This window comes from Pseudomonas berkeleyensis (genome assembly GCF_014109765.1).
Lineage (GTDB): Bacteria > Pseudomonadota > Gammaproteobacteria > Pseudomonadales > Pseudomonadaceae > Aquipseudomonas > Aquipseudomonas berkeleyensis.
Window position 1 is genome coordinate 2,690,293 of sequence record NZ_CP059139.1, and the last position, 20,031, is coordinate 2,710,323.

Sequence of the window (20,031 nt, forward strand, 5' to 3'; positions counted from 1 at the left end):
TGTTCGCTGCGAGGTCTAGAGCATGGTAAGTGGAGCCACATCCCTGAACCTGGTGCGCGACGAGCTGTTCGTCACCATGGAGGAGGCCGAGCAGAGCCTGGAGCACTTCATCGCCGAGCGGCACAACGGCAGTCTGTTGCAGCAGGCGGTGGAAAGCCTGCACCAGGTGCGCGGTACGCTCAATCTGATCGAGCTGGCCGGCGCCGAGCTGCTGGCTCAGGAAGTGCTGGATCAGGCCACTGACATTCCCGCTGGTGCCGGCGAGGAGCGTGACGTGCAACTGGCAGCGCTCAGTAACGCGTTGCATGTGTTGCGCCGCTACCTGGAAAACGTCGACGCTCACCGCCAGGAAATGCCAGAGCTGCTGCTGCCGGCGATCAACGATCTGCGCCAGGCAGGTGCTCAGCAAGCACTCCCGGAGAGCTTCTTCTTCAGTGTGCGTCTCGATCATGCACGTCCGCATACGGCGAGCCAACCGCTCGATGGCGCTGCCAAACTGACCGAAGGCAAGCGCCTGCGGCATATGTATCAGATTGGGTTGCTGGGTTTCATTCGTGAGCAGAATCCACAGGCCAGCCTCAAGCTGATGGTGCGCGCCATGGCGCGGCTGGACAGCTTGTTCGCCAACGAACCGCGTGGGCGCATGTGCTGGATAGGCGCTGCGGCCATCGAAGCTCAGTGCGACGGCCAACTGCTGCCGCGCAAGTCGCGCAAGCAGCTGTTCTCGCGACTGGATCGCGAGCTCAAACTGATACTCGGCAACCCGCAATACGAAGCGCCGCGCAGCTTGCTCAAGGAACTGCTGTATCTGGTCGCGCTCGCCGACAGCCATGGCCCGCACGCCACTGCCATGCGTGAAGTGTTCGGTCTCACGCCGCTGCCGTTTACCGACCACCTGCTGGAAGAGGAATATCAACGTCTTGCCGGGCCGGGCAAGGCGGTGATGCGTTCGCTGTCTACCGCGATTCGCGAAGAACTGGCCAGCGTCAAGGATATGCTCGACCTGCTCGAGCGCGGCACCCTGCAGGGTGAAACCCTGGGGACTTTGCATTCGCTGCTGGGCAAGTTGGCCAAGACCCTGGGCATGGTCGGCCTGAACTCGGCCGGTAACTCCCTCAGCGCCCAGTTGCCGCATGTCGCTGGCTGGAGCGAAGACACACCGCCGCATCCGGAGCAATTGCACAAGCTGGCCGATGCCGTGCTCTATGTCGAAGGCATGGTGGCCAGCCTTGAGCGCGGCGAAGGGCGAGATACCCGTCCGACTGCCGTCGAGCCGGGTAACGAAGCGGACTCCTTTGCCATTCATCAGCTCAACGAAGCACGCATCGTCGTGGTCGACGAGGCCCAGGCGGGGTTGGCTCTGGCCAAGCGGGCGATTACCGCGTATCTGGAATCAGCCGGTGACAAGATGCACCTGGCCAATGTTCCGTTCAGTCTGCAGGCCGTGCGTGGCGGCCTCTGGTTCCTCGAGCAGCGTCGCGCCGCGATGCTGGTTGGGGCCTGCGCCGACTACATCCAGACGCGCATGCTCGACACCGGGCAGATGCCCTCGGAGCAGATGCTGGAAACCCTCGCTGATGCGCTCAGCAGCCTGGAGTATTACCTGGAAGCTGGCGCCGTCATGCGCCCTGAAACCTGCCCGAGTGTGCTCGACCTTGCCGAAGAGAGCGTCAAGGCGCTGGGCATGCCGGTGGCTGCCTGATGGTCTGGCGCAATACATTCCTCGACCCGGCCCAGCCGGGGGGCTGGGCGCTGCTCTACAGCCAGCAGCACTTTCTTGCCGACAGCAACGGCGTGCTGTTCCCGCGTGACTGGATCAAGCGCCAGGATCTGCCGATTCTCGGTGAGCAGGGCATCGGTCATTTCGGCGAAGATGCCGTTTACCTGCTGCAACTCAAGCCTTCGGCCACTCTGGAGGGCTGCACCTGGCAGAGCCTGCGTCAGTTCATGCTGCAGGGCGAGGCGGAAACCTTCCGCATGCTGGCCTACGCCGCGCAGATCGGCACCTGGTACGCCGAACATCGTTTCTGTGGCAGTTGCGGTGCGCCGACTCGCCAGCTTCCTGGTGAGCGGGCGATGCGCTGTGACAGCTGCGAATCGCAGCATTATCCGCGCCTGGCGCCGAGCATGATCGTGCTGGTGACGCGTGGTGATGAAGTCCTGCTGGCGCGCTCGCCGCGCTTCGTGACAGGGGTCTACAGCACCCTGGCGGGCTTCGTCGAACCAGGCGAGTCGGTGGAGCATTGCGTGGCGCGCGAGGTACGCGAGGAAGTCGGCCTCGAGGTGAAGAATCTGCAGTACATCGGCAGCCAGGGCTGGCCGTTTCCGCATTCGTTGATGCTCGGTTTCCATGCCGAATATGCCGGTGGCGAGATCGTCATGCAGGAAGACGAAATCGAGGATGCGCGCTGGTTCCGTGTCGACGAGTTGCCGCCGCTGCCTGCGTCGCGCTCCATTGCCCGCCATCTGATCGACCTCTACGTCGCTCGCCGCCTCGGTTTGCCCGAGCCGACGCTGCCGATTTAGAACTCCTCATGTAGGAGCGGCTTCAGCCGCGAATTTCACCGATCATTTCGCGGCTGAAGCCGCTCCTACACGACGCTATGTCCTGGCGGAGTTAACCGACCCAGTGCTGCCAGACCAGGCGGGCGGTAAGCGCCAGAACCACGGCGATGAATACCGGGCGGATGAATTTCGAGCCGCCGCCAATCGCCGTGCGTGCGCCGAGAAAGGCGCCGGCCATCAGCGAAAAGCCCATGCACAGACCCAGCACCCAGGCCACTTGCCCGGCGATGATGAACACCGCCAGAGCGCAGGCGTTGCTGATGAAGTTCATCGAGCGTGCCACACCGCTAGCGCGCACCAGATCGAGCGGGTACATGAGCAGCGTGCTGACCGTCCAGAACGCACCGGTTCCCGGGCCGGCTACGCCATCGTAGAAGCCCAGGCCGATGCCCTGGGGCCATTGCCGGCGGCTCGCGATGGGCAGATCGGCGTCCAGCGGCGCGTCGGGTGTCTTGCCGAATAGCAGGTACAGGCCGCAGGCGAATACCACCAACGGCAGCATCTTGTTGATCCACTCGGCTGGCATCCAGTGTACTAACACTGCACCGCCAATGGCGCCAATGGCAGTGCTGGCCATCGCGTTCTTCCACTTGCCCGGGCTGAACAGCTTGCGCCGGTAGAAGGTCAGAGCGGCAGTGCCCGATCCGAAAGTGGCGCACAGCTTGCTGGTGCCCAACACCAGATGCGGTGGCAGGCCGGTGGTGAGCAGGGCGGGGATGGTCAGCAGGCCACCGCCGCCGGCGATGGCGTCGATAAAGCCGGCGATGAAGGCGACCAGAGCGAGAATGGCCAGTGTGCTGGGGTCGATGGCGAGCTCGAGAGCGAAGGGCATATTAAAGTGTCGACTTGTGGGCGAATGCGCAGCCTGCTGGCTGTTCGTCGTGAGGAGAGCTGCGCATAATGCCGGGATTTCGCCAGAGAAGGAACGCAATCGATGCAATACGACGGGTTGGCCTGGGCCGTGGCGCTATTGGCCGTATTGGCGCTGCTGGTGGCACTGCGCATCCTGCTCAATACAGGCTGGTTCCTCGGCTGGTTGCGTGGTACCTGTGGTCTGGCATTTCTCGCGTTGGCCGGGCTGGTGGGCCTGGTGGCCTACGATCTGTACGCCTACGAACCGTTGCAGCCGGGTAAGCCGTTGGTGACGCTGAGCTTCAAGGCCGATGGCCCGCAACGTTATCAGGTGACGCTGCTCGAAGGTGGGCGCGAGCGCACGGTTACTCTGGAAGGTGACATGTGGCAGCTCGATGGTCGGTTGATTCGCTGGAAAGGCCTGGCCGAGTTGATCGGTCTGGAGCCTGGCTACCGATTGGAGCGTTTGTCGGGGCGTTTTCTGGCCATCGAGCAGCAAGCATTGGCGCAGCATGGCCGCGTACAACTGGCCGAAAGCCCCTATGGCGTCGATCTGTGGCGTTGGCTGCGCATGAATCAGCGTGACCTGCTGTTGTTCGACCCACAGGCGTTGCGTGTGACTTATCTGCCGATTGCCGCCGATGCGGTCTATAGCGTCAGTCTGACTCCGACCGGCCTGCTGGCTGAGCCGATGAACCCCGCAGCCGAAGCCGCGCTGAAGGATTGGTAAGCGATAGCAGAGTGTGGCGGAAGTAGGGTGTGCTGTGCGCACCGATAGACCGAATCCATCTGCGGTGCGCACGGCGCACCCTACAAAAAAGGCACCTACAAGGTGCCTTTTTCGTTCAGGGCATCTGGCCTCAGGAGAGGAAACCGCCGTCGACATTCAGCGCCACGCCGGTGGTGTAGCTGGAGGCTTCACTGGCCAGGTACAGCACGGCACCGGCCATCTCGCTCGGATCAGCCACGCGCTTGAGCGGGATGCGCTGCAGGGCGTGCTTGAGGATGGCGTCGTTCTTGGTCAGCGCCGAGGCGAACTTGGTGTCGGTCAGGCCCGGTAGCAGGGCGTTGCAGCGAATACCGAACTGCGCGCATTCCTTGGCGAACACCTTGGTCATGCTGATCACCGCCGCCTTGGTCACCGAGTAGATGCCCTGGAATTCGCCAGGGGAGACGCCATTGATCGAGGCGACGTTGATGATCGAACCACCGCCGTTGCCCTTCATCAATTTGCCGCCTTCGATGGACATGAAGTAGTAGCCGCGAATGTTCACGTCCACGGTCTTCTGGAAGGCGGAGAGGTCGGTGTCCAGCACATTGCAGAACTGCGGGTTGGTCGCGGCGTTGTTGACCAGGATGTCGAGACGGCCGAACTGTTCCTTGATCTGCGCGAAGACGTTGGTGATCTGCTCCATCTCGCCGATGTGGCAGGCGATGGCAGTGGCCTTGCCACCCTCGGCTGTGATGGCGTCAGCCACGGCCTGGCAGCCGTCGATCTTGCGGCTGGAGACGATCACGTGGGCGCCTTGCTGGGCCAGCAGCTTGGCGATGGCTTCGCCGATGCCGCGGCTGGCGCCGGAAACGAAGGCGATCTTGCCGTCGAGGTCGAACAGTTGGGTCTTGGACATTGTGATTACCCCGGGGTTAGAGAGTGGATTTGCCGATGACTTGCAGGCACATCTGCTCCAGCAGCTTGTTCATGTGAATGAACTGGGCGAAGCGCTTGTCCTGGGTCTGGCCGTGGTAGAAGCGGTAGTAGATCTGCTGGACGATGCCGGCCAGGCGGAACAGGCCGTAGGTGTAGTAGAAATCGAAGCTTTTGATCTCGATGCCGGCTTTTTCAGCGTAGTAGTCGACGAACTGCTGGCGCGTGAGCATGCCCGGCGCGTTGCTGGGCTGGCGGCGCATCAGTTGCACTGGCGCCGGGTCGCCAGCTTCGATCCAGTAGGCCAGGGTGTTGCCCAGATCCATCAGCGGATCGCCGATGGTGGTCATCTCCCAGTCGAGCACACCGATGATCTGCATCGGGTTGTTCGGGTCGAGGATCACGTTGTCGAAGCGGTAGTCGTTGTGCACGATGCCCGGTTTGTGGTGATCGGCTGGCATCTTGTCATTCAGCCAGGCCTTGACCGGTTCCCAGGTCGGTGCATCCGGGGTCAGGGCTTTCTCGTAACGGTCGCTCCAGCCCCTGATCTGGCGTTCGACATAACCTTCAGGCTTGCCCAGGTCGCCCAGGCCGCAAGCGTTGTAGTCGACGTTGTGCAGCTCCACCAGCTTGTCGATGAAGCTCTTGCACAGCGCGGCGGTCTGCTCGGCGCTGAAGTTCAGTTCGGCCGGCATTTCGGAGCGCAGGATGATGCCCTTGACCCGCTCCATGACGTAGAACTCGGCGCCGATCACCGACTCGTCGGTGCAGTGCACGTAGGCTTTCGGGCAATAGGGGAAGCCGGCGTTGAGCTGATTGAGAATGCGGTACTCGCGGCCCATGTCGTGTGCCGACTTGGCCTTGTGGCCGAAGGGCGGGCGGCGCAGGACGAATTCCTGCTGCGGGTACTCGATCAGGTAGGTCAGGTTCGAAGCGCCGCCGGGGAACTGGCTGATCTTGGCTTCACCGCTCAGGCCTGGAATATTGGCTTTCAGGTAGGTGTCGATGACGGCAGCATCGAGTTCTTCGCCAGTACGGATACGGGTGGATTGGTCAGTGAGCGCCATGCTTATCCCTTCTACTTATGATGGGTGCCCCAGATAATTGGCTAATCTAATGCTGCACCCCGGCTGTCACAAGCAATACGCGCCGTTATAGGCGGGCGTGTTGCACCTCGATCAAACTGCCTGATCAGTCATTCTCGACCTGAGCTTTCGCTTGTGCGTAGGCAATAAAAAACCGGAGTGCCAGGACTCCGGTTTTCGTGTTTTGCGCTCAGCTCGCCGATCAGACCGGGAACAGTTCGCCCAGCTTCATCGCCAGCATCATGTCGCCTTCAGCGCGCAGCTTGCCAGCCATGAAAGCCTGCATGCCGTCGGTTTCGCCGCTGACGATGCCCTTGAGGGTTTCGCTGTCCATGATCAGGGTCACGTTGGCGTTCGGGTTGTCGCCTTGCTCGAGGGCGCAGGTGCCGTCTTTGACGATGAGCGCGTAGTTTTCGCCATCTTCGATGTTGAATTGGAATACCAGATCCAGGCCTGCAGCGGCGCTGGCGTTGAACTTGGACTGCATGGTTTGGGCGATGTCAGCAACACTCATGGTCTTATCCTTTTTAGGTTGTTTCGCGCAGCCTTGCGGCCGCAGTGGGCTGGAACTCATCGATAGGTGATGAGCTCCGGCGCCTTCAGCAGCTGTAAATGCACATGGCTGTTGAAGGAAGCCAGACTCACCTCGCTGCCGCGGAATTTCAGCTGGCTGAGCGAGGTATTGACGATTTGCCAATTCAGTTCGAAGGCCTTTGCAGAGGGCACGCCGGTAATCAGCCGGAGCAGGGCGGTGATGGTGCCGCCGGAGGTGAACACGGCGATGTTCTGTTTGCTATTGGCCTGTTCGAGGATGCGCCGCAGGCCACCTTCGACCTGTTCGACATAGGCCTGCCAACTCTGCAGACCGGGCTTGTCATGTTCGCCGGAAATCCAGCGCTGGATCAGTTTGGCGAACAGGCGTTGGAACTCGGCACGGTTCTGCGCACCGTTGCGCAGGATATGCAGGGCTTCGGGTTCTTCCGGTAGCAGATCCGGCAGCAGCGTGCGAATCACCGCATCGGCATCGAATTCGTTGAAGGCCTCATCGATGTCCAGCACTGGCGCTTGGCTCATGCGCTGCAGTGCGGCGTTGGCCGTGTGCTGCTGGCGGCGCAGGCTGCCGCTGACGCATCGATCGAGGCGGATGTCGAGTTGCTCGAGATGTTCGCCCAGCACTTCGGCCTGGCGCACGCCGACGGGAGACAGGACATCGTAGTCGTCTGCACCGAATGAGGCCTGGCCATGTCGAATCAGATAGATGCTGCCCACGTCCGTATTGGTCTCGGTACGTTGAATGTTTCGCGAGGGTATGAGGAAGCTCATGGGCTGTCAACGAAAAAACATACGCTTGTTTGAATTGCTTGTATGGCAATCGCAGCAGCGCTGCCGAGGTTGGCCGGCGGGCCGCTGCGCCGGTATGCTTGAGCCTTTATGCGCCCAAGCGCGGCTGCAATGTCCGAGGGGGATCCGTGGAGTTTCTTAGCGAGTACGCCAGCTTTCTGGCGAAAACCCTGACCCTGGTGGTCGCCATCGTCGTGGTGCTGGTGGCGATCGCCGCCACGCGTGGCAAAGGGCGGCGCGGTAGTGGTGAGTTGCAGGTGCAGAAGCTCAATGACTTCTACAAGGATCTGCGCGAACGCCTGGAGCAGAGCGTGCTGTCCAAGGATCAGCTCAAGGCCACGCGCAAGGCGGAGGCCAAGGCTGCCAAACAGGAGAAAAAAGCGCCGCCCAGCAAGCCGCGGGTGTTCGTGCTGGATTTCGATGGCGATATCAAGGCATCGGCCACTGACAATCTGCGCCATGAAGTGACGGCGCTGTTGTCCATGGCCAAGGTCGAGGACGAAGTGGTGCTGCGCCTGGAAAGCGGTGGCGGCATGGTGCACAGCTACGGTCTGGCCTCTTCACAGCTGGTGCGTATCCGCGATGCCGGCATTCCGCTGACCGTGTGCGTTGACAAGGTAGCCGCCAGCGGCGGCTACATGATGGCCTGCATCGGCCAGAAAATTCTCAGTGCGCCTTTCGCCATTCTCGGCTCCATCGGCGTGGTGGCGCAGTTGCCCAACGTGCATCGCTTGCTGAAAAAGCACGAGATCGATTTTGAAGTGCTGACCGCCGGTGAATACAAGCGCACGCTGACCGTCTTTGGTGAAAACACCGAGAAAGGTCGGGAGAAATTCCAGGAAGACCTGGAAACCACCCACGAACTATTCAAGGGTTTCGTCGCCCGTTACCGCCCGCAACTGGACATCGACGCCATCGCCACCGGTGAAGTCTGGCTGGGCATGGCCGCGCAGGAGCGCCTGTTGGTGGATGAACTCAAGACCAGCGACCAGTACCTGGCCGAGCGCGCCGCCGAGGCTGAACTGTTCCATCTGCATTTCGCTCAGAAAAAGAGCCTGCAGGAGCGTGTCGGGCTGGCTGCCAGCATGGCGCTGGATCGCTTCGTCCTGACCTGGTTGAGCCGGCTCAATCAGCAGCGCTTCTGGTAACGCTTCGTTCATGATGGGCTGCACGGCCGACTCGCGTCGCACAGCAGCGAACCACGATAAGAGGAGAGGGTGATGACCGAGTTCAAGGCCTTGCTGGTCAGCGAAGGCGCCGATGGCGGTTTCCAGCGTGAAGTAGTCCAGCGCAACGTCGAGCAACTGCCGCAGGGCGAGTTGTTGATCCGCGTGCGCTATTCCTCGCTCAACTACAAGGATGCCCTGTCCGCCAGCGGCAATCGTGGTGTGACCAAGGCCTACCCGCATACGCCTGGTATCGACGCGGCGGGTGTGGTCGAGGCTTCCAGCGTTGCCGAGTTCGCCGTGGGTGACGAGGTGATCGTCACCGGCTACGACCTGGGCATGAATACCGCCGGTGGTTTCGGCCAGTACATCCGCGTGCCGGCGGCCTGGGCGATCAAGCGCCCGCAGGGGCTGCCGCTGCGCGAGGCGATGATCCTTGGCACTGCCGGCCTGACCGCTGCACTGTGCGTGGACAAGCTGGAGCAGGCTGGCGTCACCCCGGAATCCGGCACCGTGCTGGTCACGGGCGCTACGGGCGGCGTCGGCAGTATCGCGGTCGTGCTGCTCAAGCAGCTCGGCTATCGTGTTGCCGCCGCCACTGGCAAGGCCGAACAGGCTGATTTTCTGCGTAACCTGGGTGCTGACGAGATCGTCAGCCGCGAAGAGCTGCAGCAGGGTAGCGAACGTCCGATGCTCAAGGAGCGCTGGGCGGGGGCAGTGGATACCGTGGGTGGTGACATCCTGTTCAATGTGGTCAAGTCGCTGCGCCACAGCGGTAGCGTGGCCTGCTGCGGTCTGACTGCTGGCGTTGGCTTCCAGGCCAGCGTACTGCCGTTCATCCTGCGTGGGGTCAACCTGCTGGGGGTTGATTCGGTGGAACTACCACTGGTGGTCAAGGCGTCGATGTGGGACAAGCTATCGCTGCAGTGGAAGCTCGATCTTTCTGTGTTGTGCCAGGAAATTGGCCTGGCGGAGTTGCCGGGGGCCATCGAACGGATACTGGCCGGCGGCATGGTCGGTCGTATCCTGGTGCGGCTCGACTGAGCGCTGAACGAGGTCCGTCGATGACGGACCTCTGCATTTTCAGGCCTGGCTGACGTACATGGTGATTTCCGCGCGGAACACCGGCTTGTCGCCAACGTAGGCCATCACCGGCACCTTGATGTCGCCGGTCTGACTCCAATCCACCTGGCTGCCGTCAGCCACCGTACGGATGTCGCCATCGGCCTTCGCGAGGTATTCCACCGTCATGCCCTTGGGAATCCAGCGGCAACTGGCAGGAATGGAGGCGTCGGTCATGCTGCCGGCGGCAAGCTCGGCAGCATTGCACAAGGCAATGGCGTGCACCGTACCGATATGGTTGAGCACTTCGCGGCGTTTGGCGAAGCTGACCTCGGCATAGCCGGGACGCAGCTCGGCCATCTGCGGAGCGATACTGGCGAAGTACGGGGCGACTTGACCGATCATCGCGCTGAACTGGGCAGCGCCGGCCTGCTGGAACATCTGCAACATCTGACTCATGACTCTCTCCTGCGTGTTTGCGATTGAAGATGAGCGCGCGCCGAGGCAGTATACGAGTGTTAGAAAATTATTCTAGAAATATATTCTAGTCATGAGGAGTGGCATGGCTCGCCCATCGCGTAAAGACGAGATCCTTCAGGCTGCGTTGGCCTGCTTCACCGAGCACGGCGTCGATGTCACCACCATAGAGATGATTCGCGACCGTTCTGGTGCGAGCATCGGCAGTCTGTACCACCACTTCGGCAATAAGGAGCGGATCATTGCCGCGCTGTATCTGGCCGGCACTGCCCAATACGCCGACCTGTTGCAGCGCGGGTTTGCCGAGGCAGCCAGCGCCGAAGCCTGCGTCAAGTTGTTGGTGACCAGCTATATCGACTGGGTGGTGACCAATCCGGATTGGGCGCGTTTCATCCTGCACAGCCGCAGTCGGGTCGAAGCCGGGGAAATGGGTGGCGCCCTGCGTGAAGCCAATCGCCAGCATTTCGCGCAGATTCTCACAGCGCTCGCCGAGTACCGCCTGCAGGGACTGTTCAAGGCACTACCAGATGACTGCTTCGCCTCGGTGGTAATCGGCCCGACGCATGATCTGGCGCGCAACTGGCTGGCCGGCCGCACCCAGAGCGAGCTGGGTGAGTGCCGTGAGTTGCTGGCGCAGATCGCCTGGGACAGCGTGAAAAGCAGCGGCTAGTCGAAGCGATAGATGTCCATACCCAGCGCACCGTAGGTGAACCCCGTGTGCGCGACGCTGAAGGCACCGCCAGCGCCACGGGCGAAGAACAGCGGCAGTAGGTGCTCGTCACTCGGGTGGTTGCGCACGGCGTTTGGCGCCAGGTGGCGGTAATCGTGCAGCGCCTGCTCGTCATTGGCTGCGAGTTTTTCCACTATCCAGTCGCGAAATGCCTTGGCCCAGGGCGTGATGACTTCCGGGCCTGCGCGCCAGTTCAGCTCGCCCAGGTTGTGGGTGATGCTACCGGAGCCGATAAGCAATATGCCTTGCTCACGCAGGCCACTCAGTGCGCGCCCCACACGGGTCTGCAGCTCGGGGCCGAGGCGGCTGGGTAGTGAAATCTGCAGTACGGGGATGTCGGCTTGCGGATACATCAGCGACAACGGAATCCAAGCGCCATGATCGAAAGGGCGCTGGGCATCGAGCTCTGTCGCTAGACCCGCGTTATTCAATTGCTCTGCGATCTTCTTGGCCAGCGCTGGTGCACCGGGAGCGGGATACTGTACGGCGTACAACGGGGCTGGGAAGCCGCCGAAGTCGTGCCAGGTCTGCGGTTGCTCACCTGCCGTCACCAGCAAACGCTGGCTTTCCCAGTGCGCCGACACCACCACGATAGCCTTGGGCCTGGGCAGTTCGGCGGCCAGTTTGGTCAAGGCTGGACCGCTGGCGCCCGGCTCCAGAGCCAGCATGGGGGAACCGTGGGATATGAACAAACTGGGCAGCATGACGACCTCCAGAGATTTGTTACATTCTCTCCGAGGCGGTCATGGATGAATAATGAGGTTTTTCCGCGATATCAATCGACTGGTTCGATGTTTAACGCAGGTTGTCGCCAAAGGCCGTTTCTATATTGATACCCAGACTGAGCACTCCGAGGAAGCGGCCATCCTGTGGATCGTGAAGGGGCGCCGAAACCTTGATCTGAAAGCTCTGGGTCGAACCGTCGTATTCAATTTCGCCGATATGCACCTGACCCGGTGGCAAGTGCTGAGCTTGCTGAAAGTCATCTTCGTCAGCTTGCCAGTAATCACTGGTAATCTCGCTGATGGCGACCAGTTGGCCGGAGTAGTCGCTAAGGAAGATCTCATTGAACAGCGGCTTGTGCTGACGCGCTATGTTGGCCAGGAGTCTTGAGGGAGGGGCATGCAGTAGTCGGCGAATCAGTGGTTTCTCCTCGAGCAGACGTTCACGCATCCATTGCCGATCCAGTTCGTGAATACGCTCGATACTGGTGTTGCGCGTTGCTGCCTGGCGAAGGGCGCTCAGCAATTGGTCGTGGTAAGCCCAGCGCTTGAGGTGTTGAGCCGTCAGTTGGCGCAGATAGTAGGCTTCTGCCTCGGTGAGTGTGCTGCCTCTATGTGCGCAGTGTTCGACCTGGCGATTGAACGCGTTGAGGAAGTCAGGGTGTTGCTGCAGGAAAATGTGAGAGAAATATACGCCCAATGGCGAATACCTCACGAAACGTTGCTGTAGGCCCGGCTGCGCTGGTTGGTGAGAAAGTGCAGTGCGCATAACGTTCTCATCTGCCAGGAAAAGGTCAATGCGACCGCGTTGGAGTAGTTCGATTAGTTGTTCCAGGCGCGATACCTTCTGTGCCACGGTGATGCCGCGTGCCTCCAGCCAAGTCATGCTGTTGCTGCCCAGAACGCTGCCGATGCGCAGCTCGCGCGACCATATTGGCTTGTTGAGTATCTGGGCATCCTGTGCGTACCAGTACCATTTCTCCATCAGCAGCGGGGCAGAAAGCTGCGCATAGCCATCTACCTGAGTGTCTGGAGCTGAGCTGAAGAAACCATCGGCAATTCGTCGACTGACATTCTGCCGTGCTCGACTGAGGGAGGTGAGCTGGATCTGATAGGGTTGTTGCAGTCGGTTGAAGATGCACTTGAGCACGGTTACCGAGCTACCACTGAGCTCGCCGTCGACGACTACCTGGTAAGGATCTTCGAGGCTGGTGTCGAGGCGAACGGTTGGATCGTCTTCGTCACTGGCCTGCGCCAGTACCGCGACAATCAGTAGTAAGCAGGACAGCAGATGACGTGCCGGCATCGAGTCACTTGGCGTATAGGATTGTTATTTCCAGTTTAGGTGAGGGGAGTGTGTATGCACGCAACATTCTGGCAGGAGCGTTGGGCGCGTAGCCAAATCGGTTTTCATCAGGAGAAGGTCAACGGCTATCTGCGCCGCCATTGGCCAACTCTCGGGCTACCCAACGATGCAGCGGTGCTGGTGCCGCTGTGTGGCAAAAGCCTCGACCTGGCGTGGCTGGCGGAGCAGGGGCATGCGGTGATCGGGGTGGAGTTAGCCGAGCGTGCGGTACAGGATTTCTTCGCCGAGCGTGATGTGCAGCCGCATGTATCGCAGCATGGCGCCTTCAAGGTCTATCAGGCAGGTGCGCTGCGGATTTTCTGTGGCGACTTTTTCGCCTTGAACCACGCTGACGTTGCCGACTGCCAGGCCTTTTATGACCGGGCTGCGCTGATCGCGCTGCCAGCGGAAATGCGCGAGCGTTACGCCGCCCACTTGCAGGCGATATTGCCTGAAACCTGTCAGGGGCTGCTGGTGACGCTGGTATACGATCAGCAACGCATGGATGGCCCACCTTTCTCGGTCGAGGATGCCGAAGTCGAGCAGCGCTTCACTCCAGGCTGGATACTGCGGGAAGTGGAGCGTAAGGACGTGCTGAGCGGCAACCCACGCTTTATCGAGAATCAGCTCGAGGCGGTGGAGGAGGTGGTGTTTCACCTGGCGCGCCGTTAAAGCGGCGAGGTAATGAAAAAGGCGACCCTGAGGTCGCCTTTTGTTTTGCAGTTCCGATCAGCCCCGACGGCGCAGTGCCTCGATGCGATCTTCCAGCGGCGGGTGGCTCATCAGCAGGCCAGCCAGGCCGTTCTTCAGACCACCGTTGATGCCGAAGGCGGTCAGGCTGTCGGGCATCTGCACCGGCACGCCCTGTTCGGCGCGCAGACGCTGCAGCGCGGCGATCATCGCGCCGGTACCGGCCAGGCGGGCGCCGGCTTCATCGGCCTTGTATTCGCGTTTGCGCGAGAACCACATGACGATGATGCTGGCCAGGATGCCCAGTACCAGTTCGGCGAAAATGGTCGCGACGAAGTAGCCGATACCGTGGCCGTCTTCGTTCTTCAGGATCGCCTTGTCGACGAAGTTACCGAAGATGCGTGCGAAGAACATCACGAAGGTGTTCACCACGCCCTGGATCAGTGCCAGGGTGACCATGTCGCCGTTGGCCACGTGGCCGATCTCGTGGGCCAGCACCGCGCGCACTTCATCGGGAGAGAAGCGCTCGAGCAGGCCCTGGCTGACGGCGACCAGCGCGTCGTTCTTGTTCCAGCCGGTGGCGAAGGCGTTGGACTCGTAGGCCGGGAAGATACCGACTTCCGGCATCTTGATGCCGGCTTCACGGGACAGCTCCTCGACGGTCTGCAGCAGCCACTGTTCGTGACGGGTGCGCGGCTGGGTGATGATCTGCGTGCCGGTGCTCATCTTCGCCATCCACTTGGACAGGAACAGCGAGACCAGCGAGCCGGCGAAACCGAACACGGCGCAGAAAATCAGCAGGCTGCCATGGTTCTGGCCGGTGAAGCGGTCGACCCCCAGCAGTTTGAGGGTGATGCTGGCGATAACCAGAACCGCCAGGTTGGTGGCCAGGAACAACATAATGCGCATCATGGTGTGAACGGACTCCTCACGGGGAAAGACGTACGAGTAATGCCGGCTATATAAGGGCGCCCCTATGGGGCTTTCAACCAGCGACTATTTCAAACTATGTCGTTTGGCTGCGCCGCTTGGCTTTCGAACAGTAGACGGGTCAGGCGGGCAATGCGTTCCCCATGCTGGCGCGCCAGTGCTTCACGCAGCTGGAAGGCCAGGGTGGCGTGCACGCGACGTACGCTGGGCGGCAGGGGTTCACCTTCGGGAAGTGCATGCGGCACGCTGCGCGATAGGCGCAGAAAACCTTTCTCGGAAAGCACGGCCTGATCCAGCGCGTCGTAAGCGATGGTCGACTCGAAACGCAGATAGCCTTCCTCGGCCAGCCACAGTAGCGCACCCAGGCAGGCCTGATGGCGCTTGCTGGGCAGGCCGAACTCATCCGGCTCCTCACGCCCGATCAGGTCTTCCACGTACAGCGCCATCTTGCGCGGGAAGGCCTGATAGAGCATGAGCAGGCCGCTGGCGGCGTCCTTGTAGAAGTCGTCTATCTGCAGATCCATACCGGCTTACTGGCTGTAGCCCTTGAGGAAGTTGCCGATGCGCCCGATGGCCTGCTCCAGGTCGTCGACGCGGGGCAGGGTGACCACGCGGAAGTGATCCGGCCACGGCCAGTTGAAGGCGGTGCCCTGGACGATCAGCAGTTTTTCGGAGAGCAGCAGGTCAAGGACGAATTTCTCGTCGTTGTGGATCGGGCAGACCTTCGGGTCGATCTTCGGGAAGGCATACAGCGCGCCCATGGGCTTGACGCAGCTGACGCCAGGAATGTCGTTGAGCAGCTCCCAGGTGCGGTTGCGCTGCTCCAGCAGGCGACCGTTGGGCAGGATCAGGTCGTTGATGCTCTGGTAGCCGCCGAGCGCGGTCTGGATTGCATGCTGGCTCGGTACGTTGGCGCACAGGCGCATGTTGGCCAGGATATCCAGGCCTTCGATATAGCTCTGCGCCTTGTGCTTGGGCCCGGAGATGGCCACCCAGCCGGAACGGAAGCCCGCCACGCGGTAGCTCTTGGACAGACCGTTGAAGGTCAGGCAGAGCACGTCCGGTGCCAGCGAGGCAGTGCTAATGTGCACGGCTTCGTCGTAGAGGATCTTGTCGTAGATCTCGTCGGAGAAAATCACCAGGTTATGCTGGCGTGCCAGCTCGACGATGTCCTGCAGCACTTCCCTGGAATACACCGCGCCGGTGGGGTTGTTCGGGTTGATCAGCACCAGGGCTTTGGTGTTCGGGGTGATCTTGGCGCGCATGTCAGCGATGTCGGGGAACCAGCCAGCCTGCTCGTCACACAGGTAGTGCACCGGTTTGCCACCAGACAGCGCCACCGCGGCGGTCCACAGCGGGTAGTCGGGAGCGGGGATGAGCACCTCATCACCGTTGTTGAGCAGCGCCTGCATGGCCATCACGATCAGCTCGGACACACCGTTACCGAGGTAGATGTCCTCGATGCCGACGCCTTCGACCTGCTTCTGCTGGTAGTACTGCATCACCGCCTTGCGTGCGCTGAACAGGCCCTTGGAGTCGCTGTAGCCCTGGGCGGTCGGCAGGTTGCGGATGACGTCCTGGAGAATCTCTTCCGGTGCCTCGAAACCGAACGGCGCCGGGTTGCCGATGTTCAGCTTGAGGATGCGGTGGCCTTCCTCTTCCAGACGCTTGGCGTGCTTGAGCACCGGCCCGCGAATGTCATAGCAGACGTTGGCGAGCTTGTTCGATTTGCTGACCTGCATGTGAGAAATCCCGATCGATGGAGAACCCGCCAATGTGGCTTGCCAGTATCTCCGGGTGGAGAAACGGGCAGCCTGAAACGCGGGTGACAGACTGGGGTCGAATCATACGTTGCAGCCTGTGTGCGGCAAAGGTGCTGCCCTGGCTTTTTTGTGGTTTGCCGCGCAGAGTGGGGCACCCATTGGGCGGCGCCCTGAGGGCTGGGCGTTAGATTGTTTTGTCAATGCACACTTGGCCGACGATCACTGCGCTGTGGTTCGTGGCAGAATTCCCGCCAGTGCAATCTCCGGCTGCTTAATCGAGGAGGAAACCGTTCGTGGACAAGCTCGACAAACCCCTGGATGCATGGCGCGACGAATTATCTCAGGAGCAATTCCATGTCTGCCGGCTGGGCGGCACTGAACGCCCGTTCAGCGGCCAGTATCACGATGACAAGACGCCCGGCATCTACCACTGCGCCTGTTGTGGCGAGGCATTGTTCGACTCCGATGCGAAATACGATTCCGGCAGCGGCTGGCCGAGCTATTTTCAGCCGGTGGGTGAGGCGGTCATCCGTGAGCTGGACGACTTCAGCCATGGCATGCACCGCATCGAGGTCAAGTGCGCCAAGTGTGACGCGCACCTGGGCCATGTGTTCCCCGATGGGCCGCGTCCCACCGGTTTGCGTTATTGCATCAACTCGGTATCGCTGAAGCTGATCCCGCGCGAGTGATCGCCCCCTGTCGTCCGTGTGGCGGGCTCAGCTCTGGCGAGCCTGCTCACGGCTTTCTTCCAGCGCATCGCAGGCCTGCTGGATCATGTCTTCGGTGATCGGCACTTCGCGGCCCTGACCGTCGATGATAAAACCGCCCACCGGCTCCTGCGATTGCTTGCTGGTGATGCATGGGGCTGCGTTGTCTTGCATGCTCATGGCCTGTCTCCTCATCAATGATGCGCGCCACTCTAGAGTGCCCAGATGAAGGCGCGGTGACAGTTCAAAGTCTGCTGCGCGTCGGCAGCCGCTTGTGGCTATGCCTGACTCTGGCTCGCGATACTTTGAACAGGTTTCAAGACGGCGGAACTCCGTCACAAAATACAGTGTGAAAGTCGTATTGCAGGCGGCATGCCAGCCTGCGTGGAACGAGGAACTCATGTCGCGTTTTCATATCGGTCTGATCATCAATCCACTGGCTGGGCTGGGCGGCCCGGCAGGGTTCAAGGGCAGCGACGGCATGGCCGAACAGGCGCTGGCTCTGGGTGTCGAGCCAAAAGCCGCACAACGTACACGCACGGCACTTGAACAGTTGTTGACCCTGCGTGAGCGCATAGAGTTCGTCAGCTATCCGGGCGATATGGGTGGCGATCTTTTGGCGCAGATGGGCTTCGAGCATCGTTTGCTGGGGCAGGTCGACCCTCAGTTGACCACAGCAGAAGACACCCGCCGGGCCGTGCAGCAACTGCAGGACGCAGGCGTGGCGTTGATTCTGTTTGCCGGCGGCGATGGCACCGCGCGCGATGTCTGTGCGGCCGTCAGGCAAGGGCAGCCAGTACTGGGCATTCCCGCCGGGGTAAAGATTCAATCTGGCGTCTACGCCATAAGCCCACGTGCAGCAGGCGAGCTGACTGCACGGCTGATCGAAGGTGGCCTGGTTCGTCTGGCCAGCGGTGAAGTCCGCGATATCGATGAGAATGCCTTGCGTGAGGGGCGCGTGACTGCACGCTGGTATGGCGAGCTGTGCGTGCCGCAGGAAGGTGGTTACGTACAGGCGGTCAAGCAGGGCGGTATGGAGTCCGAAGAACTGGTGCTGGCGGATCTTGCCGCCTGGCTGGAGGCAGAGTGGGAGCCTGGCGCGCGTTACGTGTTTGGCCCTGGTTCGACCTTGCATGGCCTGGCGCACAACCTGGGGCTGGAAACCACGTTGCTGGGCGTCGATGTGATCGAGGATGGTCAGGTCATTGCTCGTGACGTCAACGAAGCCGAGCTGTTCGGCCTGGTCGAGGGGCATCCGACTTATCTGCTGGTCACCGCCATTGGTGGTCAGGGCCATATCATCGGCCGCGGCAATCAGCAGGTCAGCCCGCGAGTGTTGCGCGCCATTGGCCTGGAGCGCCTGCGCGTGGTGGCAACCAAGCGCAAGCTGGCGACCCTGGAAGGAAGGCCGCTACTGGTCGATAGTGGCGACGTGACGCTGGACGATGCCTTTCCAGATGCGGTGCGGGTCTGGGCTGGCTATAAGGAAGAACTGCTGTATCCCCTGAGTCGATAGGAGATCGATATGCGAATGGTGATCGCGCTGCTGGTCTGGTCGCTGGCTTTTGCCGCGCAGGCCATCGAGGCGGACAAGCTGGTACTCGATGCGCGCAAGCAGGTTGGCGTGACCCTGAGCTATGACCCGGCCTACCGGAAACTGAGCTATCCAGGCGGCGACGTGCCCATGGCCACCGGGGTCTGCACCGATGTGGTGATCCGTGCGCTGCGCCAACAGGGGCTGGATCTGCAGGAGTCGGTACATCGTGATATGCGTGGCAACTTCGCGGTCTATCCGAAGCATTGGGGGTTGAGCCGCCCGGACAGCAATATCGACCACCGCCGGGTGCCCAACCTGATGACCTGGTTCAAGCGCCAGGGCTGGTCGCTGCCGGTCAAACAGGATGCCTCGGCTTACCGGGCCGGCGATATCGTCACCTGGGATCTGGGCCGCGGCCTCACCCACATCGGCATCGTCAGCGACCGTCAGGCTGCAACCGGCACACCGCTGGTGCTGCACAACATTGGCCGGGGTACGCAGGAGGAGGACATTCTGTTCGCCTACCGCATTACTGGCCATTACCGGGCGCTGGCGCAGCAGGCGAGGGCTGGTCAATGACGCAGCAGTCGTTGCCGCCGAATCTTGCTGCAGGCGAGCGTGTCGTACTGTTCGATGGCGTCTGCAGGCTCTGCAACGGCTGGGCGAGATTCCTCATTCGCCATGACCGGCAGCGACAGTTTCGCCTGGCTTCGGTGCAGTCGACACAGGGCCAGGCATTGCTGGCCTGGTATGGCCTGCCGACCGACCGTTTCGACACCATGGCGCTGATCGACGAGGCCGGGTTGCATGTACGTTCCTCGGCGTTGCTGCGCATCCTTGCCCGTTTGCCCCAGCCCTGGCGTAGCCTCAGTTGGCTGCGTGTGATTCCGCGCCCGCTGCGCGATTGGAGCTACGACCGCATTGCGCTGAATCGCTACCGTCTGTTCGGCCGGTATGAGGTCTGCCTGCTGTCCAGCGCCGACCATAGCGAGCGCTTCCTGCATGACTGATGCGCGTCTGGCGCAGATTGCCTGGCTCGCTCGGCTGGCCTTGGCGCTGGTGTTCATCTGGCATGGGCTGGCACCGAAGATTCTCTGGCTCAGCCCTGACGAGGTGGCGATGATCGGGGCTCACAGCCTGGCTGATTACCCGCTGTTCGCCACGGAGGTGATCGCCCGTATCGCTGGCGTCGCCGAGATACTCCTGGGCATCGTGCTGCTGACGCTGCGTCGGCAGCGCTGGTTCTTGCTGGTCGCTGGCGCAGTATTACTGGCGCTGTTGCTTGATGTTGCGTTGTTCAGTCCCCATCTGTTGATCCAGGCGTTCAATCCGCTCTCGACCAACCTGGCCGCGCTGACTCTGTGCGCAGTGGCATGGCTGGCCGAAGCGCCCTCGGCTGCTGACTCCTGAGACC

24 protein-coding genes are annotated in these 20,031 nt (G+C 61.4%); 12 read left to right on the plus strand and 12 right to left on the minus strand.

All coding sequences use genetic code 11. From position 1 onward, the window contains the following. Positions 1 to 22 precede the first annotated feature (22 nt). On the plus strand, positions 23 to 1,702 hold the full coding sequence (locus tag HS968_RS12550; RefSeq protein ID WP_182371474.1) for a ferrous iron transporter B: 1,680 nt from the start codon (positions 23 to 25) through the stop codon (positions 1,700 to 1,702). Then, positions 1,702 to 2,526 carry an NAD(+) diphosphatase gene (gene nudC / locus HS968_RS12555; RefSeq protein ID WP_182371475.1) on the plus strand — a complete coding sequence of 275 codons (825 nt, stop codon included), beginning with the start codon at positions 1,702 to 1,704 and terminating at the stop codon, positions 2,524 to 2,526. Before HS968_RS12550 ends, nudC begins: the two co-directional genes overlap by 1 nt. Before the next feature lie 91 nt (positions 2,527 to 2,617). On the opposite strand, the gene HS968_RS12560 is transcribed toward nudC, so the two are convergent. Then, complete coding sequence (locus tag HS968_RS12560; protein WP_182371476.1) at positions 2,618 to 3,397, minus strand: TSUP family transporter; 780 nt, start codon at positions 3,395 to 3,397, stop codon at positions 2,618 to 2,620. Between the two features lie 102 nt (positions 3,398 to 3,499). Here HS968_RS12560 and HS968_RS12565 point away from each other — a divergent pair, with 102 nt between their 5' ends. Continuing rightward, a complete protein-coding gene (locus tag HS968_RS12565; RefSeq protein WP_119691181.1) occupies positions 3,500 to 4,147 on the plus strand; it encodes a hypothetical protein in 648 nt (215 codons plus the stop codon). 130 nt (positions 4,148 to 4,277) lie between these two features. Here HS968_RS12565 and HS968_RS12570 read toward each other — a convergent pair whose 3' ends face one another. The 4 genes from HS968_RS12570 to HS968_RS12585 form a co-directional block, all read right to left on the minus strand. Next, a complete protein-coding gene (locus HS968_RS12570; protein ID WP_106741463.1) occupies positions 4,278 to 5,045 on the minus strand; it encodes an SDR family oxidoreductase in 768 nt (255 codons plus the stop codon). Positions 5,046 to 5,061: 16 nt separating this feature from the next. Then, positions 5,062 to 6,129, minus strand: a complete 1,068-nt coding sequence (locus HS968_RS12575; protein ID WP_182371477.1) for a phosphotransferase family protein — start codon at positions 6,127 to 6,129, stop codon at positions 5,062 to 5,064. Between the two features lie 220 nt (positions 6,130 to 6,349). Continuing rightward, entirely contained in the window at positions 6,350 to 6,661 is a 312-nt protein-coding gene (locus HS968_RS12580; protein ID WP_003459932.1) for an SCP2 sterol-binding domain-containing protein, read from the minus strand. Between the two features lie 56 nt (positions 6,662 to 6,717). Then, on the minus strand, positions 6,718 to 7,416 hold the full coding sequence (locus tag HS968_RS12585; RefSeq protein ID WP_182371620.1) for a histidine phosphatase family protein: 699 nt from the start codon (positions 7,414 to 7,416) through the stop codon (positions 6,718 to 6,720). Positions 7,417 to 7,616: 200 nt separating this feature from the next. On the opposite strand from HS968_RS12585, the gene sohB reads away from it, so the two are divergent. Together sohB and HS968_RS12595 are read left to right on the plus strand one after the other, a co-directional pair. Beyond that, positions 7,617 to 8,636 (plus strand): protease SohB, encoded by a 1,020-nt coding sequence (gene sohB / locus HS968_RS12590; protein ID WP_182371478.1) that lies wholly within the window; start codon positions 7,617 to 7,619, stop codon positions 8,634 to 8,636. A gap of 72 nt (positions 8,637 to 8,708) precedes the next feature. Then, a complete protein-coding gene (locus HS968_RS12595) occupies positions 8,709 to 9,698 on the plus strand; it encodes a YhdH/YhfP family quinone oxidoreductase (protein WP_182371479.1) in 990 nt (329 codons plus the stop codon). 39 nt (positions 9,699 to 9,737) lie between these two features. On the opposite strand, the gene HS968_RS12600 is transcribed toward HS968_RS12595, so the two are convergent. Further along, positions 9,738 to 10,175: a hotdog fold domain-containing protein gene (locus HS968_RS12600; protein WP_182371480.1), complete on the minus strand. Its 438-nt coding sequence runs from the start codon at positions 10,173 to 10,175 to the stop codon at positions 9,738 to 9,740. A gap of 103 nt (positions 10,176 to 10,278) precedes the next feature. Between HS968_RS12600 and HS968_RS12605 the strand changes: the two genes are divergently transcribed. After that, positions 10,279 to 10,863, plus strand: coding sequence for a TetR/AcrR family transcriptional regulator (locus tag HS968_RS12605; protein ID WP_179625031.1), 585 nt, complete (start codon positions 10,279 to 10,281; stop codon positions 10,861 to 10,863). On the opposite strand, the gene HS968_RS12610 is transcribed toward HS968_RS12605, so the two are convergent. Beyond that, a complete protein-coding gene (locus HS968_RS12610; protein WP_182371481.1) occupies positions 10,860 to 11,627 on the minus strand; it encodes a DODA-type extradiol aromatic ring-opening family dioxygenase in 768 nt (255 codons plus the stop codon). The two genes, HS968_RS12605 and HS968_RS12610, sit on opposite strands and share 4 nt — an antisense overlap. A gap of 91 nt (positions 11,628 to 11,718) precedes the next feature. Beyond that, the gene (locus HS968_RS12615) at positions 11,719 to 12,951 is read right to left on the minus strand and encodes a transporter substrate-binding domain-containing protein (protein WP_182371482.1); all 1,233 of its coding nucleotides are present in this window, start codon (positions 12,949 to 12,951) and stop codon (positions 11,719 to 11,721) included. A gap of 54 nt (positions 12,952 to 13,005) precedes the next feature. On the opposite strand from HS968_RS12615, the gene HS968_RS12620 reads away from it, so the two are divergent. Beyond that, positions 13,006 to 13,662 (plus strand): thiopurine S-methyltransferase, encoded by a 657-nt coding sequence (locus HS968_RS12620; protein WP_182371483.1) that lies wholly within the window; start codon positions 13,006 to 13,008, stop codon positions 13,660 to 13,662. A gap of 57 nt (positions 13,663 to 13,719) precedes the next feature. Here the strand turns inward: HS968_RS12620 and htpX are convergent, their stop codons facing one another. The 3 genes from htpX to HS968_RS12635 form a co-directional block, all read right to left on the minus strand. Continuing rightward, positions 13,720 to 14,592 (minus strand): protease HtpX, encoded by an 873-nt coding sequence (gene htpX / locus HS968_RS12625; protein ID WP_099524396.1) that lies wholly within the window; start codon positions 14,590 to 14,592, stop codon positions 13,720 to 13,722. An 89-nt stretch (positions 14,593 to 14,681) separates the two neighbouring features. After that, a complete protein-coding gene (locus HS968_RS12630) occupies positions 14,682 to 15,134 on the minus strand; it encodes a hypothetical protein (RefSeq protein ID WP_119691191.1) in 453 nt (150 codons plus the stop codon). Positions 15,135 to 15,140: 6 nt separating this feature from the next. Then, positions 15,141 to 16,352 (minus strand): pyridoxal phosphate-dependent aminotransferase, encoded by a 1,212-nt coding sequence (locus HS968_RS12635; RefSeq protein WP_182371484.1) that lies wholly within the window; start codon positions 16,350 to 16,352, stop codon positions 15,141 to 15,143. 314 nt (positions 16,353 to 16,666) lie between these two features. Between HS968_RS12635 and msrB the strand changes: the two genes are divergently transcribed. Further along, positions 16,667 to 17,062, plus strand: coding sequence for a peptide-methionine (R)-S-oxide reductase MsrB (msrB, locus tag HS968_RS12640; RefSeq protein ID WP_106741437.1), 396 nt, complete (start codon positions 16,667 to 16,669; stop codon positions 17,060 to 17,062). A gap of 27 nt (positions 17,063 to 17,089) precedes the next feature. On the opposite strand, the gene HS968_RS12645 is transcribed toward msrB, so the two are convergent. Beyond that, a complete protein-coding gene (locus tag HS968_RS12645; RefSeq protein WP_182371485.1) occupies positions 17,090 to 17,260 on the minus strand; it encodes a PA1571 family protein in 171 nt (56 codons plus the stop codon). A gap of 220 nt (positions 17,261 to 17,480) precedes the next feature. On the opposite strand from HS968_RS12645, the gene HS968_RS12650 reads away from it, so the two are divergent. The 4 genes from HS968_RS12650 to HS968_RS12665 are packed head-to-tail and all read left to right on the plus strand — an operon-like array spanning position 17,481 to position 20,027. Then, positions 17,481 to 18,596 (plus strand): ATP-NAD kinase family protein, encoded by a 1,116-nt coding sequence (locus tag HS968_RS12650; RefSeq protein ID WP_182371486.1) that lies wholly within the window; start codon positions 17,481 to 17,483, stop codon positions 18,594 to 18,596. Positions 18,597 to 18,605: 9 nt separating this feature from the next. Continuing rightward, positions 18,606 to 19,196 (plus strand): DUF1287 domain-containing protein, encoded by a 591-nt coding sequence (locus tag HS968_RS12655; protein WP_182371487.1) that lies wholly within the window; start codon positions 18,606 to 18,608, stop codon positions 19,194 to 19,196. After that, on the plus strand, positions 19,193 to 19,627 hold the full coding sequence (locus HS968_RS12660) for a thiol-disulfide oxidoreductase DCC family protein (RefSeq protein ID WP_182371488.1): 435 nt from the start codon (positions 19,193 to 19,195) through the stop codon (positions 19,625 to 19,627). Before HS968_RS12655 ends, HS968_RS12660 begins: the two co-directional genes overlap by 4 nt. After that, positions 19,620 to 20,027: a DoxX-like family protein gene (locus tag HS968_RS12665; protein WP_182371489.1), complete on the plus strand. Its 408-nt coding sequence runs from the start codon at positions 19,620 to 19,622 to the stop codon at positions 20,025 to 20,027. Before HS968_RS12660 ends, HS968_RS12665 begins: the two co-directional genes overlap by 8 nt. Positions 20,028 to 20,031 lie beyond the last annotated feature (4 nt).

What these genes read in the sequence shown, in the direction of transcription:
- HS968_RS12550 (WP_182371474.1), top strand. Translation starts at nt 23, where the DNA reads ATGGTAAGTGGAGCCACATCCCTGAACCTGGTGCGCGACGAGCTGTTC.
- nudC (WP_182371475.1), top strand. Translation starts at nt 1,702, where the DNA reads ATGGTCTGGCGCAATACATTCCTCGACCCGGCCCAGCCGGGGGGCTGG.
- HS968_RS12665 (WP_182371489.1), top strand. Translation starts at nt 19,620, where the DNA reads ATGACTGATGCGCGTCTGGCGCAGATTGCCTGGCTCGCTCGGCTGGCC.
- HS968_RS12605 (WP_179625031.1), top strand. Translation starts at nt 10,279, where the DNA reads ATGGCTCGCCCATCGCGTAAAGACGAGATCCTTCAGGCTGCGTTGGCC.
- HS968_RS12655 (WP_182371487.1), top strand. Translation starts at nt 18,606, where the DNA reads ATGCGAATGGTGATCGCGCTGCTGGTCTGGTCGCTGGCTTTTGCCGCG.
- HS968_RS12580 (WP_003459932.1), bottom strand. Translation starts at nt 6,661, where the DNA reads ATGAGTGTTGCTGACATCGCCCAAACCATGCAGTCCAAGTTCAACGCC.
- HS968_RS12565 (WP_119691181.1), top strand. Translation starts at nt 3,500, where the DNA reads ATGCAATACGACGGGTTGGCCTGGGCCGTGGCGCTATTGGCCGTATTG.
- HS968_RS12645 (WP_182371485.1), bottom strand. Translation starts at nt 17,260, where the DNA reads ATGAGCATGCAAGACAACGCAGCCCCATGCATCACCAGCAAGCAATCG.
- HS968_RS12595 (WP_182371479.1), top strand. Translation starts at nt 8,709, where the DNA reads ATGACCGAGTTCAAGGCCTTGCTGGTCAGCGAAGGCGCCGATGGCGGT.
- HS968_RS12610 (WP_182371481.1), bottom strand. Translation starts at nt 11,627, where the DNA reads ATGCTGCCCAGTTTGTTCATATCCCACGGTTCCCCCATGCTGGCTCTG.
- HS968_RS12560 (WP_182371476.1), bottom strand. Translation starts at nt 3,397, where the DNA reads ATGCCCTTCGCTCTCGAGCTCGCCATCGACCCCAGCACACTGGCCATT.
- HS968_RS12615 (WP_182371482.1), bottom strand. Translation starts at nt 12,951, where the DNA reads ATGCCGGCACGTCATCTGCTGTCCTGCTTACTACTGATTGTCGCGGTA.
- HS968_RS12660 (WP_182371488.1), top strand. Translation starts at nt 19,193, where the DNA reads ATGACGCAGCAGTCGTTGCCGCCGAATCTTGCTGCAGGCGAGCGTGTC.
- HS968_RS12600 (WP_182371480.1), bottom strand. Translation starts at nt 10,175, where the DNA reads ATGAGTCAGATGTTGCAGATGTTCCAGCAGGCCGGCGCTGCCCAGTTC.
- HS968_RS12650 (WP_182371486.1), top strand. Translation starts at nt 17,481, where the DNA reads ATGTCGCGTTTTCATATCGGTCTGATCATCAATCCACTGGCTGGGCTG.
- HS968_RS12570 (WP_106741463.1), bottom strand. Translation starts at nt 5,045, where the DNA reads ATGTCCAAGACCCAACTGTTCGACCTCGACGGCAAGATCGCCTTCGTT.
- HS968_RS12630 (WP_119691191.1), bottom strand. Translation starts at nt 15,134, where the DNA reads ATGGATCTGCAGATAGACGACTTCTACAAGGACGCCGCCAGCGGCCTG.
- htpX (WP_099524396.1), bottom strand. Translation starts at nt 14,592, where the DNA reads ATGATGCGCATTATGTTGTTCCTGGCCACCAACCTGGCGGTTCTGGTT.
- HS968_RS12575 (WP_182371477.1), bottom strand. Translation starts at nt 6,129, where the DNA reads ATGGCGCTCACTGACCAATCCACCCGTATCCGTACTGGCGAAGAACTC.
- HS968_RS12620 (WP_182371483.1), top strand. Translation starts at nt 13,006, where the DNA reads ATGCACGCAACATTCTGGCAGGAGCGTTGGGCGCGTAGCCAAATCGGT.
- HS968_RS12635 (WP_182371484.1), bottom strand. Translation starts at nt 16,352, where the DNA reads ATGCAGGTCAGCAAATCGAACAAGCTCGCCAACGTCTGCTATGACATT.